Source organism: Actinopolymorpha sp. B17G11 (assembly GCF_040196095.1).
GTDB lineage: Bacteria > Actinomycetota > Actinomycetes > Propionibacteriales > Actinopolymorphaceae > Thermasporomyces.
Genome location: NZ_JBEFTW010000008.1, coordinates 153,176 through 168,856, shown reverse-complemented (window position 1 = coordinate 168,856; position 15,681 = coordinate 153,176). Strand labels below are relative to the sequence as shown.

The 15,681-nt window shown below is 66.7% G+C and carries 13 protein-coding genes; 8 read left to right on the top strand and 5 right to left on the bottom strand.

The window, feature by feature from the left end; translation table 11 throughout:
• Positions 1 to 38: 38 nt before the first annotated feature.
• The 6 genes from ABN028_RS11410 (at position 39) to ABN028_RS11385 (ending at position 8,363) form a co-directional block, all read left to right on the top strand.
• A complete protein-coding gene (locus ABN028_RS11410) occupies positions 39 to 896 on the top strand; it encodes a Rossmann-like domain-containing protein (protein WP_349329356.1) in 858 nt (285 codons plus the stop codon).
• A complete protein-coding gene (locus ABN028_RS11405; RefSeq protein ID WP_349696593.1) occupies positions 893 to 2,143 on the top strand; it encodes an MFS transporter in 1,251 nt (416 codons plus the stop codon). The genes ABN028_RS11410 and ABN028_RS11405 overlap by 4 nt, the downstream gene beginning before the upstream one ends.
• A gap of 164 nt (positions 2,144 to 2,307) precedes the next feature.
• Positions 2,308 to 3,132 (top strand): GHMP family kinase ATP-binding protein, encoded by an 825-nt coding sequence (locus ABN028_RS11400; protein WP_349696592.1) that lies wholly within the window; start codon positions 2,308 to 2,310, stop codon positions 3,130 to 3,132.
• Between the two features lie 111 nt (positions 3,133 to 3,243).
• Positions 3,244 to 4,365, top strand: coding sequence for a pyridoxal-phosphate dependent enzyme (locus ABN028_RS11395; protein WP_349696591.1), 1,122 nt, complete (start codon positions 3,244 to 3,246; stop codon positions 4,363 to 4,365).
• Between the two features lie 495 nt (positions 4,366 to 4,860).
• Positions 4,861 to 6,888, top strand: a complete 2,028-nt coding sequence (locus tag ABN028_RS11390; protein ID WP_349329360.1) for a transglycosylase domain-containing protein — start codon at positions 4,861 to 4,863, stop codon at positions 6,886 to 6,888.
• Between the two features lie 89 nt (positions 6,889 to 6,977).
• Positions 6,978 to 8,363: a glycoside hydrolase family 32 protein gene (locus ABN028_RS11385; RefSeq protein ID WP_349696590.1), complete on the top strand. Its 1,386-nt coding sequence runs from the start codon at positions 6,978 to 6,980 to the stop codon at positions 8,361 to 8,363.
• Here the strand turns inward: ABN028_RS11385 and ABN028_RS11380 are convergent.
• From ABN028_RS11380 to ABN028_RS11365, 4 genes are all read right to left on the bottom strand, one after another.
• Complete coding sequence (locus tag ABN028_RS11380) at positions 8,278 to 8,850, bottom strand: GNAT family N-acetyltransferase (RefSeq protein WP_349329500.1); 573 nt, start codon at positions 8,848 to 8,850, stop codon at positions 8,278 to 8,280. The two genes, ABN028_RS11385 and ABN028_RS11380, sit on opposite strands and share 86 nt — an antisense overlap.
• 162 nt (positions 8,851 to 9,012) lie before the next feature.
• A complete protein-coding gene (locus ABN028_RS11375) occupies positions 9,013 to 9,948 on the bottom strand; it encodes a phosphotransferase family protein (protein ID WP_349696589.1) in 936 nt (311 codons plus the stop codon).
• 229 nt (positions 9,949 to 10,177) lie between these two features.
• Positions 10,178 to 10,840, bottom strand: coding sequence for a response regulator (locus ABN028_RS11370; RefSeq protein WP_349329363.1), 663 nt, complete (start codon positions 10,838 to 10,840; stop codon positions 10,178 to 10,180).
• Complete coding sequence (locus ABN028_RS11365) at positions 10,837 to 11,955, bottom strand: sensor histidine kinase (protein WP_349329364.1); 1,119 nt, start codon at positions 11,953 to 11,955, stop codon at positions 10,837 to 10,839. The genes ABN028_RS11370 and ABN028_RS11365 overlap by 4 nt, the downstream gene beginning before the upstream one ends.
• A gap of 216 nt (positions 11,956 to 12,171) precedes the next feature.
• Here ABN028_RS11365 and ABN028_RS11360 point away from each other — a divergent pair, with 216 nt between their 5' ends.
• Positions 12,172 to 12,588 carry a DUF6223 family protein gene (locus tag ABN028_RS11360; protein WP_349329365.1) on the top strand — a complete coding sequence of 139 codons (417 nt, stop codon included), beginning with the start codon at positions 12,172 to 12,174 and terminating at the stop codon, positions 12,586 to 12,588.
• A gap of 84 nt (positions 12,589 to 12,672) precedes the next feature.
• Here ABN028_RS11360 and ABN028_RS11355 read toward each other — a convergent pair whose 3' ends face one another.
• The gene (locus tag ABN028_RS11355; RefSeq protein ID WP_349329366.1) at positions 12,673 to 13,266 is read right to left on the bottom strand and encodes a TetR/AcrR family transcriptional regulator; all 594 of its coding nucleotides are present in this window, start codon (positions 13,264 to 13,266) and stop codon (positions 12,673 to 12,675) included.
• On the opposite strand from ABN028_RS11355, the gene ABN028_RS11350 reads away from it, so the two are divergent.
• A complete protein-coding gene (locus ABN028_RS11350) occupies positions 13,251 to 14,729 on the top strand; it encodes an MFS transporter (protein ID WP_349696588.1) in 1,479 nt (492 codons plus the stop codon). The genes ABN028_RS11355 and ABN028_RS11350 overlap by 16 nt on opposite strands.
• The last annotated feature ends 952 nt before the right edge of the window (positions 14,730 to 15,681 follow it).

Below are 15,681 nucleotides of genomic sequence, written 5' to 3'. Positions count from 1 at the left end.
TCCGCTCCAGGCGCACGGCACAGACGAGGACTGAGGACATGCAGAACGATGAAGTGAGCACCGGTACCGTTGCCGATCTGTTGACCAGCGCCGTTGCCGGCGAGCTCGGCCCGGCACCGGCGAGCCAGGCGGCTACCAGTGTGTTCTGGCTCCATCACGGCACCAGACTGGCCGGGGGCGACGTCACCTACCTCAACCAGTACGTACTGGTTCGGGTCGGCCGTTCGTTCGGTGCGTGCGCGTTCGAGGCCGGCGAGGTCGAGGTGAGCATCTGCGCCGACGCCTCGGGCCGCCCGGTCGCGTCCCTCCTGGGCGCAGACATGCCGCTGCCGATCCGTGTGGCGGCGTTGGACGCCTATCTCGCCGAGCAACAGCCTCATCGCGAAGCCGCGGCCGCCGGCCTGGCGGAGCGGGTCGAGCTGCCGTACGGGCCGCCGGAGGTTCGGGCCCGAGCCCGCGACGACGCAATCGCGGGCCTCCTCGACGTCGGCGAGGGTGCGCGCGTCGCCCTGATCGGCGTGGTCAACCCGCTGGTTGCCGCGATCCGCAGTCGCGGCGGCGACTGTCTGCCGTGCGATCTCAACCTTCGTACCACCCAGTGGGGTGAGCCGGTCACTGACGACATGAGGAAGGTCCTCGACGTGGCGGACGCGGTGGTCGCCACCGGCATGACCCTGTCCAACGGGACGTTCGACGAGATCCTGCGCCGGTGCCGGGAACGCGAGATTCCTCTTGTGGTGTACGCGCAAACCGGTAGCGCGGTCGTTCGTTGCTTCCTCGGCGCCGGAGTGACGGCCTTGTCTGCCGAGCCGTTCCCGTTCTCGCAGTTCAGCGCGGAGCCGACCCCGCTCTTCCGTTATCGCGCAGGTAACTTCATGGGGGATGCACGGCGATGAGGGGTAGCACCACCGCAGACGACCTCACCACCCGCGAGGCCATACCCAGCGACCTGCGCATGGCCCGCACTTTGTGGCCAGTATTACTGTCGTCTGCTGTCGGCCTCGTGCCGTTCACAGTCTTCAGTACGTTCTTGGTGCCGATCGCCGCCGACGCCGGTACGAGTGCCGCGACGATGGGCAGTTTGCGCGGGCTCGGCGGGATCGCTGCGCTCATCGTCGGCACCGCACTCGCCCCGTTCATCGACCGGATACCGAAGCAGCTCGCCGCCGCGGCCGCGCTCGTTCTCCTCGGCCTGTCCTGCGTACTCGGCGCCGTCGGCAGTCTGGCCACGTTCGCGGCGTTCTGTCTCCTGATCGGTGCCGCGACCGCGATGCTCAACCCCGCGCTGGGAGCGGCCGCCGCCGACCAGTACTGCACCGGCGCGGCGGCCGGCCGCGCCGCGACGCTGGTCACCGCGACGCAGTCGCTGACCGCCATGCTGGCTGCACCGCTCATCGCGTTGCCAGCGCTGTGGTGGGGGTGGGAGGGCGACCTGCTCGCGGTTGCTTCGCTCGCCGGCCTGCTCGCCGTCGTCCTGCTCAGGCGTCGGGCTCCCAGGGCGTCACTGGATTCGGAGCCATCGGTTCGGCCGAGCTACCTCGCGTCCTTCCTAGCTCTCGCGGGCACCAGGGGCGCCGTTCCGTTGCTCGCCGTCGGTGGTTTTCGGACGGCGGCATTCATGGGCTACCTCGCCTACCTCGCCGCGTTCTACGACGACCGGTTCGACCTGACACCAAGCGTCTTCGCGCTCGTGTGGACTCTCTCGGGCACCTCCTTCTTCCTGGGAAACCTGCTGACCGGTCGACTGATCAACAGAGCCTCCCGGCTTCCGGTCGAACGGGTGCTGCTGGTGGGAGCCAGCTGTTCGCTGGTCGCAATCCTCGGCTTCTACGCCGCACCAACGCTCCCTCTCGCGCTGGGTTGCACCGCACTGCTCGGGGCCAGCCACGCTGCCGTGGCCGCGTGTGTGGTGAGCCTGCTGGTGCGCCGATGCGACACGGTTCGCGGCGCGGCCCTGAGTGTGAACGCAGCGGGCCAGAGCCTCGGCGTGTTCGTCGGCGCCGCGGTGGGAGGCCTCGGCCTCGGTCTCGGCGGCTATGTCGGCATCGCCATCGGGTTCGGTGCGATCAGCGCGGCCGCCGTGGCGGCAGCCGTGGCTGTGCTCCGCTCCACACCGAGCGCGGGAGCCGAGCCGTGCGGGTGAGCGACCACAGGAGGGCCGGCGACAGCGGCGGCGCCCGCTCGCACAGCCGTTCTCGACGTCCCCACGCGGGCGTGGGAATTTCTGGATGCCACCACGGCGAAGTACTGCAGGGCTTCTTCAGGGACACCGACGGTTCTGCCTGCCGCGGGCTGGTCACTCTGCCCATGGACCGGTACGGCGCCCGCGCGGTGTTCACCCCCAACCCGGCCACCTCCACGGATGAGGTCATCGTCGAGCCGTCGGACCGGACAAAGGCGCGACGCGCCGCGGTCCTCGCGGCGAATGCGTGCGCCCACCTCCAGCACAAGCCGGGAAGCGGTGGACACCTCGAGCTGGACAGCAACGTGCCGATCGGACTCGGGATGGGATCGTCCACCAGCGACGTCATTGCGGCCGTTCGAGCGGTGGCCGCAAGCTGCAACGTGACCTTGCCATCCCTGATGATCGCCCGACTCGCCGTTAACGCCGAGAACGCCACCGACCCGCTGATGCTGGCCGGCCGTCCGCTCCTGTTCGCGCAGCGGGAGGGTCGCGTCCTGGAAGACCTGGGAGGCGCTCTGCCGCCCACAGTCGTCCTCGGATGCGGGACCGGGAACGGCCGTCCCGTGGACACGCTGTCCCTACCGACGATCAAGTACGGTGACGATGATCTCGAGCACTTCGAACGGCTGCGCGCCGCCCTCCGCCGGGCCGTCGCGGACGCCGATGTCAGGCTGCTCGGCCGAGTCTGCACCGAAAGTGCTCGGAGCAACCAGCGTGTGCATGTCAAGGAGGAACTCGGCCTGCTCGAAGATCTCGCCGGCGCGTTCGGCGCAGCCGGTGTCCAGGTAGCTCACAGCGGCAACGTAGCCGGCCTGCTGTTCGATCCCAGGAGCTCCAAGCTGCGGAGCAGGATAGGCCGATGCGCCCGTGAACTGGTGGCGCACGGACTACAGATCACCGGAGTGTTCCGCGCGGGCGGGCACACCGTCGCGCACCAACCGCACTGAACCACGCGAACGGGTCCGGTCCGCCGACGGGCCGGCCAACCGGAGGGCCCGACGTCGTACCCCCGGTTCGAAGGAACGAAGGAGGCACCACACGCCGCGGGGAGGGCACGGATGTACGGTCATATCGCGGACGCGACAAGTCTTCCCGACCTGATTCGAATCCAGGACAAGCTCGTCTGTGTGCGCTTCGAGACCATGAAGGTGATCTCGGCACTCGGCGCCGTGCGGTACCTGCTTGACCAGGGACATGTGCGTCGAGGCGACACGCTGGTCGACAGCTCGAGTGGAATATACGCCTACGCCCTTGCACTGGCATGCCACCGTTACGAGATGGGCTGCCACATCGTCGGCTCGACGACGGTCGATCCGGTGCTGAAGGCGCAGCTCGCTGTCCTTGGTGCGACCTTGGAGCAGGTACGGCCGTCGCAGAACCTCAAGCTGGACCAGAGCCTGCGAGTCCAGCGAATCGCCGAGATCCTCAAGGCCAATCCGTCCTACCACTGGATGCGCCAGTATCACGACGACATCCACTACGCGGGCTATCTCGCGGTTGCCGACCTGATCGACGCCTCCCTCCCACCCACCGAGGCCATCGCCATGGTCGGTGGCGTGGGATCCGGTGCATCGACCGGTGCGCTCGCGACCTTCCTCCGCGATCGGGGGCGGTCGGTCACCCTCGTCGGCATCCAACCGTTCGGCAGCATCACCTTCGGAAGTGAACACATCTCCGATCCGGCGATCATCATTGCCGGCATCGGAAGCTCGATCCCGTTCGGGAACGTCTCACACGCGTTGTACGACACGATCCACTGGGTGTCCTTCAACGCCGCCCGCGCAGGCAGCATCGACCTGCTCCGCCGACACGCCATCTTCGCCGGGCTCTCCACCGGGGCCGCCTACCTGTGCGCGCGATGGGAACAACACTCCGTCGACGGAACTGTCATGTTCATCGCCGCCGACACCGGACACCGCTATGTCGAAACCGTCTTCGCCCGACACCATGATGCACCCGCCCTCGACAGCCTCACCCCGCGCTCTGCAGCAAGCCTGGCAGACCTGGCCCTCCCATGGACCAGGATGAACTGGGCGGGCGCACCGGCGCCCGCCGCGGCGGTCGCCCACAGCCGTGGTGAGAGGGATGGCGAGGACGAGTCCGACGGAGCCGACGCGCCGCCACCGTCTACACCATCGCGTTCGCCTATGCCGGCGCCGACCTCCCGATCATCCTGCTGATCTCGCTCCACGAGCGTCCATTCCTCGCCAGCCTCACGGGTGGTGAACCCGCCGAGGAAGTCGTCCGCACACCGGCTCCTCGACGAGGGGTTCTTGTCCCGACGAGACCGCCCGTTGTGCCTCATGTCCGCTGTGCCGTTATGCGGTCTATTTGACCTCCCTTCTGTCGATAGGGCAACGCCAAGTTCTGTCGAACTCAAGTCGGGCTCGGCGCAGCGCGGATAACCTCCTGGCTGAGGACATTCGCTGAGTTCAGCTGCGTCCAGGTGGGCTACGGGGGAAGCCCAGAACGGGAGCAGTCATGGCGTCCAAGAGTCGCGAATCTGATGCGACAACCTGGTCAACAACTCCTCGGGAAGTGAACAGCAAGTCCCGACCTCACTCGTGCAGCTCAGTCTCCCGATAGCAGAACTCTTCCGTTTCGCCGCGCCGGGAAAGGAAAGCCGCATGATGTCTCGGGCCAGACGAAAGCCTCGCTTTTTCGCACACCTCGTCATGTTCATCGCGGTATCGGTGCTCGCCGGGGCCTTGGTGGCCGGGTTGGCGATCCCGTTCGTCGGCGCCGTGGGCCTGACGGCCAAGTCCGTGACCGACTCGTTCCAGGGCATGAGCCGCAACCTCCAAGTGCCGGCGCTGCCTGCACGCAGCCAGCTGCTCGCCTCGGACGGCAAGGTTCTCGCGACCTTCTATGACCAGAACCGGGTCGAGGTGAAACTGGACCAGGTGGCACCGGTGATGCAGCGAGCCCTCCTGGCGATCGAGGACGCGCGGTTCTACGACCACGGTCCGCTCGACATGCAGGGCACGCTGCGGGCGTTCGTCCGTAACCAGCAAGGCGGTGGGGTCTCGCAAGGTGGGTCGAGCATCACCCAGCAGTACGTCAAGCTGGTGCTCTTTGAGAATGCCAAGACTCCAGCCGAGCAAGCCAAGGTCACCGAGGCGTCCTATGCCAGAAAACTCCAGGAGCTGCGCTACGCCGTCGAGCTCGAGAAGACGATGACGAAGGACAAGATTCTGGAAAAGTACTTCAACATTGTCTACTTCGGTGACGGTGCCTACGGAATCCAATCCGCCGCGAAATACTATTTCAGCACCACGGCGTCCAAGCTGACTCTCAGCCAGGCGGCGATGCTGGCCGGTCTTGTCCGCGACCCCAATGGCCTGGACGTCAGGCAGAAGCCGCAGGCTGTCCTGGCCCGACGAAACCTCGTGCTCTCCCGGATGGTGCACGAAGGGTTGATCCCGCCGAAGCAGGCAGCAGCGGCTGCGAAGACCCCGCTCGGGCTGCGGATGACCCCGTTCACTCAGGGCTGCTACTACTCGAAGTACCCGTTCTTCTGTGACTACGTGGCCGCGGTTCTGCTCTCCGACCCGGCGTTGGGCAAGACCCAGGAGGAGCGACAGCGAGCCCTCTACCGCGGTGGCCTGACAATCAAGTCCACCCTCGACATCCGGGCCCAGGAAGCAGCGCAGAAGGCGGTTTCGGAAACTGTCGCTCCGACAGACCTGATACATGGCGCGCTGTCGATGGTCGAACCGCGCACCGGATCGATCAAGGCGATGGCCCAGTCAAAGGGGTACGGCGAGGGCGAGGGTAAGACCTACGTCAACGTCAACGTGCCGCAGAGGCATGGCGGTGGTGTGGGCTTCTCGCCTGGATCGACGTACAAGCCGTTCGTACTCGCCGCAGCCATTCGCCAAGGTATGCCGCTCACCGAAAGACTGCCGTCGCCAGGACGTACGGCAATCAGTCGGCCGGTGGCGAACTGCCCGAACGGCAAGCATGGCTACAACAGCGACTTCTGGTCCATCGGAAACTCCACCAGCGCCGGGGCGACCAGCGACATGATCAGTGGTACGGGTCGCTCGGTCAACACGTACTACGCCAACCTGGAAGCCGAAACCGGCATCTGCGAACCGGCCCAGATCGCCACCAAGCTCGGGGCAGTCCGCGCCGATGGTCTGCCGCTGCTGCAGATCAAGCCGTTCACGATCGGGGTCAACGAGATCGCGCCGCTGTCGATGGCTGAGGCCTACGCCGCCTTCGCCGCTCGCGGCGTGCACTGTCGAGCAGTGCCGTTCACCCAGGTGCTCGACCGCCATGGCAACCCGCTCCCGGTGCGCGGGCCGGACTGCAAGCAGGCTATTCCCAAGGACGTCGCGGACAAGGTCAACTACGTGCTACGTCAGGTCGTCGACGGCACCGACTCCGGCCGGACCGGGCAGAAGATGAGCATGATGTCCGAAGGTCGCCAGGTCGCTGGAAAGACAGGTACGTCCGAGAGCCGCAAGGCCGTCTGGTTCATGGGCTACACCAGCAACCTGGTCGCCGCCGCTGCGGTTGCCGATGCCCACCCAGTACTGCGTTCTCTCATCGGCACCACGATCAACGGTCGGGTCGTTGGCGGCGATCAGGTCTGGGGTGGCACGCTCGCCGGCCCGATGTGGCTGACGGCCATGCGCGGGGCTCTCGAGGGCAAGAAGAGCCCCAACTTCGCCGAGCCCGCTCGGACAGCCGACTGAGAGAGGCCCAGCTGTGATCGTGGTCGCCCAGCGCTATCGTCGTCGAGGGCATCACCGCCGGATCGTTCCGGTAGAGCAGAGGAGCAGTCTTGTCGGCAGACCATCACTTCCCCCGCTACCACCCGCGGCCACCCACCGGATATGTCAACGACCCGAACGGGCCGGTGCGCATCGACGGTCGCTGGCACCTGTACTTCCAGTACACCCACGACACCGCCCACACGGGCTCGGTGGTGTGGGGTCACGCGAGCAGTGCGGATCTGGTGAGCTGGCGCTATCACCGCCCGGCCATGTCGCCGCAGCCCTACGGTGCCGACCGCAATGGTTGCTGGTCGGGCAACACCGTGTTGACCGACGACGGAGTGGTGGCGTTCTACTCCGGAATGCGGCAGGGACACCGCTACCAGTCGGTGCTCTCGGATCTGTCGACCGACGGCGGGGAGTCGTTCGGGCCGCCCCACCAGGTCGTCGCGGACCCAGAGCCCTCCGAGCAGGTAGAGCAGTTCCGTGACCCCTTCGTGTGGCGGGAAGGCGGTCGCTGGTCCATGCTGGTCGGCGCCGGTGCGGTGCCCGGTGGCCCGTCCGCGCGCCTGTACACCTCCGACGATTTGGAGAAGTGGGCCTACCACGGCTCGTTCGCCACACCGGACGAGCGAACAGGGCTCGGTGACATGTGGGAATGCCCACAGCTGGTGTCGTTCGGCGACCACGAGGCGCTGCTGGTTTCCGCGTACGAGTTCGACAGGAGCGCTGCGAACCGCGTCCTTGCCGTCACCGGCCGTCGGTCGGGGCATGAGTTGATCCCCGAGCGGGTTGGCAAGGTAGATGCCGGACCGGACTTCTACGCCGCCTCGGTGCTGCGCGAGGGCGGCGACGGTCCGATCATGTGGGGCTGGGTCACCGAGAGCCGGGCGGCGGACTGGACCCATGAGGCCGACTGGTCGGGGATGATCTCACTGCCGCGCACCGTCAGCCTGACGCCCGACGGTCGCCTCGCCAGCGCACCTGTCGAAGCGCTCACGGGCCTGCGGCAAGAAGAGATCGGACGATCCGTGCCTGCGCAGTTCGAGGTCGAGCTCGAGCTCAGTGGGCATCGCGGTGAGCCGACGAGAATGTCACTCGGCACCTCCGCCGGCGAACGGCTCGATGTTGTGGTCGACTGGGCGACCGGCCAGGTGAGTATCGACCGGGACCAAGCCAGCCGCGACCCGCGCGCCGAAGGAGGAAGTTACACCTTCGACGAGCCGGAAATCCTGTCCACCAGCACCATGTCGCTGCGCTGGTTCGTCGACGGTTCGGTCGGGGAGCTGTTCACCGGCTCCGGCCGCAGCGCAACTGTTCGGTTCTATCCCACCGAACCCCCACCGTGGACGCTCTCGCTGTCCGGCCTCACCGCGACTGACGAGGTGCACGTGTGGCGCCTGTGGGAGTCCGGTCACGCCGGTCGCAGAACTCGCTCCGAAGGATGCCCATGAGGACTGTGTCGACGTACCGACCGGCGAGCCACTGATGTTCCCTCAGTCGGCCCTCCTCCACGAAGCCGACAGCCTGATAGGCACGAATCGCACGCACATTCTCGGCGTGCGTCCGTAGCCATACCCGGCGGAGGTTCGCCAGTCGGAACGCGTAGTCAAGCAGGACCCGGATTGCGTCTCTGCCGTAACCACGTCCCCAGGAGTCCTTGTCACCAATGGTGATTCCGAGCTCAGCATGCCCGGCCGTTTCGTCGATGTCCTGCAGAAGGCACGTACCGATGAACCTCCCGTCCGCCTCGATGGCGAAGCGGCGCATCGGCTGTTGCTCGACCAACCGTTCGTACCATTTCTCGAGCCGCTCCATCGACGTCGGGGACGGCAAGTCCCCCGCGGCAAGGTCGACCTCGGGGTCGTTGTAGTACGAAAGAAGCACGGGCAGGTCCTCGCGCGTCACACCACGTAAGGTGACCTTCTCTCCAGCAAACATCACACACCCCAGGTCTTGGTCGATCGATTCGTGCACGAGGTCTGAGGCTACCTTCCCGGCTCAGTCCCTTATTTTGCTGTGACTTCAGCCTTGGTGATCGGTTCTCGACGTCGGCAGGTGGGCATGGGTACCGCATCCGAGGGTCGTACGGCTGGGACCGAGCTACGGGCGGCGGGGTGAGCGTCCTGCAAGAAGTTGCCCAGATCGTTCCAGCGCGGCCTCGCCCTGGTCGAGCATCTTCTCGGCGTAGGTGGGGCCGAACCGTTCGGCGACTGCGCCAACGAACATCGCGTTACTGATGGCTCTCGCCCAAGCGTGACCCGCATCTGCCTGCCACGGATCCAGCGGGCAGCCAGCGACGTCCTCCCACGCCCGAAGGTAGGCGGAGAACCCAGCCGAGGACTTGGTGGCGGATAGGGCAACGTCAAGCATGATCGGCCCAACCCGCGCGTTTCCCCAATCGATGAGGCGAGGCGGTCCATCCGAGTCTTCTGCAACGACAACGTTGAGGCCGTACACATCGCCGTGCAGAAGGGTGGCGGGTAGTACGTCCGGACCGGCGTAGATCCGCTCGTCGTAGGACCATCGATGCAGTAGATCCAGGGCACGGTCGTGAAGCGGATGGGGCGCTTTGCGCTGGGCATCGCGAATCCACGACGAGGCGAAGTCCGTCAGAGCCTCGCGACAGAACGCCCCATCGACTCGTCGAAGGTCTGCAGGCAGCGTGCTCGCTGTCTCGAGATGTCGATGGTGCAACCGCGCCAAGCTCGCGAACACCGTCTCCGGAACTTCCGCATCCCACGGCATCGTCGCGCCCGGATAGAACGGTGTCACGACCCACGGTCCGGACTGATCCGTGCCTGCGTCAATCAGCTCCGGGAAGGCGTCGGCAGCAGGTACAGACGCGATCTCACGCAAGGCGATCACCTCGGCGGAGGATGCACGCTTCGCGACGACGTCGAACTGTTCCCTCCGACCACTCGACCGTACGGCTGTGATCTCCACCCGCTCGACCAGGAGAGAGCCGACGCCACCCGTCAGGGGATGCCGTTGTCCAACCTCGATGACGGCGAGATCGGGTGAGTGCGCCGGAGCCACCGGACGAGGGCCGCCTTCCGGATCGGCACGTTCACGTCGATCGGCGACGTCATGGGTCTTCGGGCCCCTCCAGGCGGTAGGGGACTTCTGCCATCACACTCCACTCCTACAACTGCTTCCCGCCGCAGACTCCGACGGGAAGAAGGCGTGGTCGCATTACCCGAAACCTAACCGCGTATCGGTTCCCGCTGCGAGAGACTTTCGCGTGCCTGCGCCCGGACCGTGGATGTCAGGAGGTGCGCGGCGCCACCAGGCCGGATTCGTAGGCGAGGACGACGAGCTGAGCGCGGTCGCGGGCGTGGAGCTTGACCATGGCCCGGTTGATGTGGGTTTTCGCGGTCAGCGGGGTGATCACCATGCGGGCGGCGATCTGGTCGTTCGACAGGCCCTGCGCGACCAGGGCGACGGCCTCGCGTTCGCGGTTGGTCAGGTCTTCCAGCGCCGTGTCCGTGCCGGCGTTGAGCGGCTGGCTGACGTACCGGGTGATCAGCTTGCGGGTGATCGACGGCGCGAGCAGGGCGTCACCGCGCGCGGCGACGCGTACGGCATGCAGGAAGTCTTCCGGCTGGATGTCCTTGACCAGGAATCCGGCCGCGCCGGCGCGCAGCGCGTTGAAGACGTACTCGTCCAGACCGTAGTTGGTCAGGATGACGACGTGCACCCGCGCCAGGGTCGGGTCCGCGGCGATGCGCCGGGTCGCTTCGATGCCGTCGATGACCGGCATCTGAATGTCGATGAGTGCGATGTCGGGCAGGAGTTGCCTGGCCAGCGCCAGGGCCTCGCTGCCGTCGGCGGCCTCGGCCACCACCTCGATGTCGTCCTCGACGTCAAGGAGCGCGCGGAATCCGCTGCGAATGAGCGGCTGGTCGTCGACCAGCAGGACACGGATCATGGCGTGTGATCCACGGGAAGTTCGGCCTGGACGGTGAAGCCGCCCTCGCTGCGCGGCGCCGCCCGCAGGTGACCTCCGAGGGCGGTGACTCGTTCGCGCATCCCGAGCAGCCCGACGCCGTGCACCGGCGCGGTGTCCGACGTGGCCTTGCCGTCGTCATCGACCCGGATGACCAGGGCGTCGGGACGATAGTCGATTCGGACCGACGCGGTAGCGGCGGCGGCGTGACGGGCGATGTTGGTCAGAGACTCCTGAACGATCCGGTAGGCGGTCCGGTCCACTGCGGCCGGCACGTCGTGACGGCGTCCCTCGATCGTCAGCTTCGCGTCCAGGCCGGTCGTCCGGGCCCGTTGCACCAGCTCCGGGACGTGGTCGAGCCCATGCGGCGGGTTCTTGTCGTCGTCGCGCAGCGCCTCCAGGGTCGCGCGCAGTTCCCGGGCCGCCTCACGACCGGCCTCCCGGATCGCCAGCAGGGCCTCAGGCACCTGTTCCCCCCGCTTGCGGGCCAGGTGGACGGCGACTTCGGCCTGCACCTTGATGACGGAGATCTGGTGGGTGAGCGAATCGTGCAGCTCCCGCGCGATGTGCAGCCGCTCCTCGTTGGCGCGGCGCCGCGCGGTCTCCTCACGGGTGTGCTCGGCCGCATCCGCCCGGCGCTCGGCCTGCCGCAACGCTTCACCCGCCGCACCGGCGGCGATCAGCCAGGCCAGCTCCAGGGCGCTACGGGACTGCGTGAACGCCTCGCCAACGGGCCAGTCGTGGGGAGACGCGAGGATCGCGAGCGGAAGGGTAGCCAGCATGATCACCGAACCCGCCACCGTGACGATGCGGTGTCCCGCCCGTACGGCGGCATACACCGCGAACAGATATGCGACGGCAGGTACGTCGAAACCGACCGCCTGGTAGCCCAAGGCGCACAACCCGGTCACAGCAAGGACGGGGACCGGAGCCCAGCGGCGCGCGGCCAGCGCCAGACCGCCGGTTATCAACAACGCGTAACCCAGCAGGTCGAGATCCGTGGAGGGGTGTTGCCTGGACAGCCCGGCGACCATCAGGGTCGTCGCCACTCCAACGGCGATCACCCAGTCGCTGGCACCGATCCGTCCCCTGCTCACACGTGCACCCTAACCAGATGTTCGGGCGGGCAACTCCTGCGTGCAGATGATCAGCCTCCTACCGCACACGCGGTAGTTTCGCGCCTCCTGCGGCGTCTGCGGCAGCCGGCTACAGCCTTGGCGGCAGTGCGAATTGTCTGCGTCCGCACAACGACCGACGGTGGGTCCAACGGACATGATCAGCGACGTCCAGTCGTAGGAGAGAAGGAGTACCTCATGTCCGTCCGACACCTGCCTGCCGCCGGCGCAGCCGCCCTGCTCGGAGTATTGGGGCTTGCCACACCAGCAGCCGCGAACGTCTTGGTCCAGCCGGCTGCCGCCACTGCTTACACGATGACCGCCGGGCGCTTCTGGTCCTTGGTGGCCGCGCTACTGGGACTGGCCGGCGTGGTCATCGGCGGGCTGGCTCTGGCCCGGTCCGCCGGTCGTATCGGAACCGGGGGGAGGGGCGCCATCCTGGCCCTGACGGCGGGGCTGGCCGGTGCCGTCATCGGCGGGCTGGTTGTGGCCGCCGCCGACGGTGGTCCCGGCACCGGCTACGGAATAGTCGGAGGCTTTGTCGCCCTGGTGGTGGGACTGATCGCCATGGTCCTCGGCGGGCTGGCTCTAGCGCGCTCCCGCCGCACCGCCTGAGCCGCTGACTGGCTGACCGGCGGTGAACTCGAGCGGGTCCCGGCCTGCCCGAAGACCAAGCGTCGCCGCCCAACGGGCAGCTCCTCAAGTCTGGGCTCGGCGGTGTGGAGCCAGGGTGCGATCTATGCGATCGGCGAGCCAGCTGTGTAGCTCGCCGGTCCCGTCGATAGCCCACGTCAGCAGGGCGCCACAGTAGATCGCGTACAGACTGTCAGCGAGCACTTCGCACCGGTCGACCACGACGTCGCCATTCTTCGCGGCCTCTTCCAGCAGGGTGGTGAGTTCCGCCCGTAGAGACCGGCTGAGGTCCGCCGCATGTCTGTGCAGATCCGGGTCGGTGAGGTCCAGTTGCAGGAACGCGAGGTTGTTGGCCACGCCCTCTCGAGTCGTGATCGGACCAGGCAACGAGACGAGCGCTTTGCGTATTGCCTCCAACGGTCCGGGCGTAGCTGCTCGCGCGTCCTCGAAGATGCTGGCGACGCCGGCCGCTTCCCGGGAGGCAAAGGCGACCAGGAGGGAGCGCTTGGAGCCGAACCTCTGGGTCAGGCCCGGCGCGGACAGACCGGCTCGGCGCGCTACCGCCGCGAGAGTCAGCCCCGATGGGCCTACCGCAGTGACCACATCGGCAACAGCATCGAAAATTGCTTCGTCGCTGACGGAGCGTGGACGTCCGGTCATGCCGACCACCTCAGAACCTTTACTTTACGAACGATCGTAAACTATTGTCGGTCGGCATGGCCATACAGCCCGACGCGACATATGCCTCCAACCCCACTGGCAGGCGCCGCATCGTCATCGTCCTGATCTGTGCGGCTCAGGCCATGCTCATCGTGGACGTTGTTGTCGTCAACGTCGCGTTGCCGTCGATCCGGAACGGTCTCGCCATCCCCGATGATCACCTCCAGCTCATCTCCGTCGCTTACACGCTGACCTTCGGCAGCCTACTGATCGCGTTCGGCCGGGCCGGTGATCTGCTCGGTCGCCGCCGGGTGTTCCTCCTCGGCCTCTCGCTGTTCACTCTCGCCTCCCTGTTCACTGGTCTGGCCCAGAACGAATGGCAACTGATCACCGCCCGAGCCGGGCAGGGTGTCGGCGCGGCGATGGTCGCACCGACGGCCCTGGCGCTGTTGACTACTGCCTTCGAAGAGGGAGCCAGGCGAAACCGTGCGCTCGGCTACTGGGCGGCGGTGAGTTCGGCGGGCGCAATCGGCGGGCAGTTACTCGGTGGACTGATGACCGACACTCTCGGCTGGCGATGGATCTTTCTCATCAACGTTCCAGTCGGCGTCGTCACCGTCATCGCCGGCTGCTTCGTTTTCGCCGAGAGCCGCGACGACCGTCGGCCCTCCCTCAACCTACGCGGCGCGGTCCTGCTCGTCCTTTCGCTGGCGTGCGGAATGCTCGCGATCACCCGCTTCGCCGAGGGCGGGCACAAAGATGAGGGAACATTTCTGCTGGTGGCGGCTGCCACCGCCTTGGTGGCGTTCATCATGGTGGAGCGCCGTCACAACACGCCGATCTTCGATCCACGACTCATCCGCAGGGCCAACGTGGTGGCTGCAAACGCGCTTCTTGCCGTGAATGCAGGGATGCTCGGAGGCACTCTGTTCTTTACGACGCTCTATCTGCAGCTGGTTCTCGGTTACTCACCTATGGAGGTGGGGTTCGCGTTTGCCCCCATCACGCTACTTATTCTCATCATTTCGCCACGGGCCGGCGCTCTCATCACCCGATATGGCGCCCGCCTACTCGTGCTGATCGGGTTCTGCCTGCTCGCTGGTGGCATGCTCCTACTCGCCCGAGTCCCGACGAACGGCAGCTACCTTCGAGACGTACTACCGCCGCTGTTTCTTCTCGCCATTGGCAGCGGCCTGTCATATGCCCCCACGTTTGCTGCAGGCACGGCCGGCGTTCCGAACCACGACCAGGGCCTGGCATCCGGACTACTCAACTCCGCACAAGAACTCGGCACAGCAGTTGGTGTCGCGGTCCTTGGCGCACTGGCTGCTGCATCGACCGTCGACACCACCGTGAACTCACTCGCTGCGGGTTACCGCACCGGACTCCTCACCGCCGCAGGTGCTTTGGTCGTCAGCCTTCTGCTCATCCGACAGGTTCCCGGCACGGGCGAATCCAGCTAGTGCTGTGACCGCATAGGTTCGTCAGGTTGGGCGTTGGGGCAGTTGGATGGGCGGTGGCATCCGTTCGACCGCGGGAGGTGTGGTGGCTGAGCTTGTGCGGGTGCGCAGACTGACCGACCAGGAGGGCCAGAAACTGCGGCAGATCAAGTGCCTGGGCAGCACCAACTCGGTGCGCTACAAACGGGTGATGATGCTGCTCGCGTCCGCCGGCGGGGAACTGGACGCCGCACACCTACCTGCGCGGGCTCAACGCCAACGCCCTCCACCCCGACGTCCTGGCCGCCATGCGCCGAGAACGCGCCCGCATCCGCAGCGAGCAGGGCATCCGCTGGGGCGGACGTGCCAGTTCCCTGGAGACGTGAATGAACGACAGCCGGCACAGCCCAGTCTCACGGCACGAACCGCAAGGAGGGCTCTGCATGGATCACCAGGACGTTGACGCCGCCGTTGCAGAGATGCTGCAGGTGCTGAGCCCTCATACCGCCGAGGACTGGACGGTGCCAGCGGGATCCGCTTGAATGGACCTGCTGGCAAACAGCAGCGCACATCAGCCACGACCTGCTGGCCTACGCAGGGCAGCTGGCAGCACAGCCCACCGACGCCTACCTTCCGTTCGACCTGAACGTCCGCCCCCACGCCTCACCGGCTGAGGTACTCCAGGCCGTCACCGCCTGCGGCGGGCTGCTCAGCAGCGTGTTGGCCACAGCCAGCCCGGCCTTGCGTGCCTGGCACTGGGGTCCGTGTGACCCCGCTGGGTTCGCAGCGATGGGCGTCGCCGAAGCCCTGCTGCACACCCACGACATCACGCAGGGATTGTCCGTGGACTGGCTACCACCGGCACCGCTGAGCGCAGCCGTACTCAACCGGCTCTTCCCCGCCGCGCCATCCGGAGACCCTGCCCAGGTGCTTCTTTGGTGCACCGGCCGCGGGGAGCTCGTCGGCTTCCCTCGCC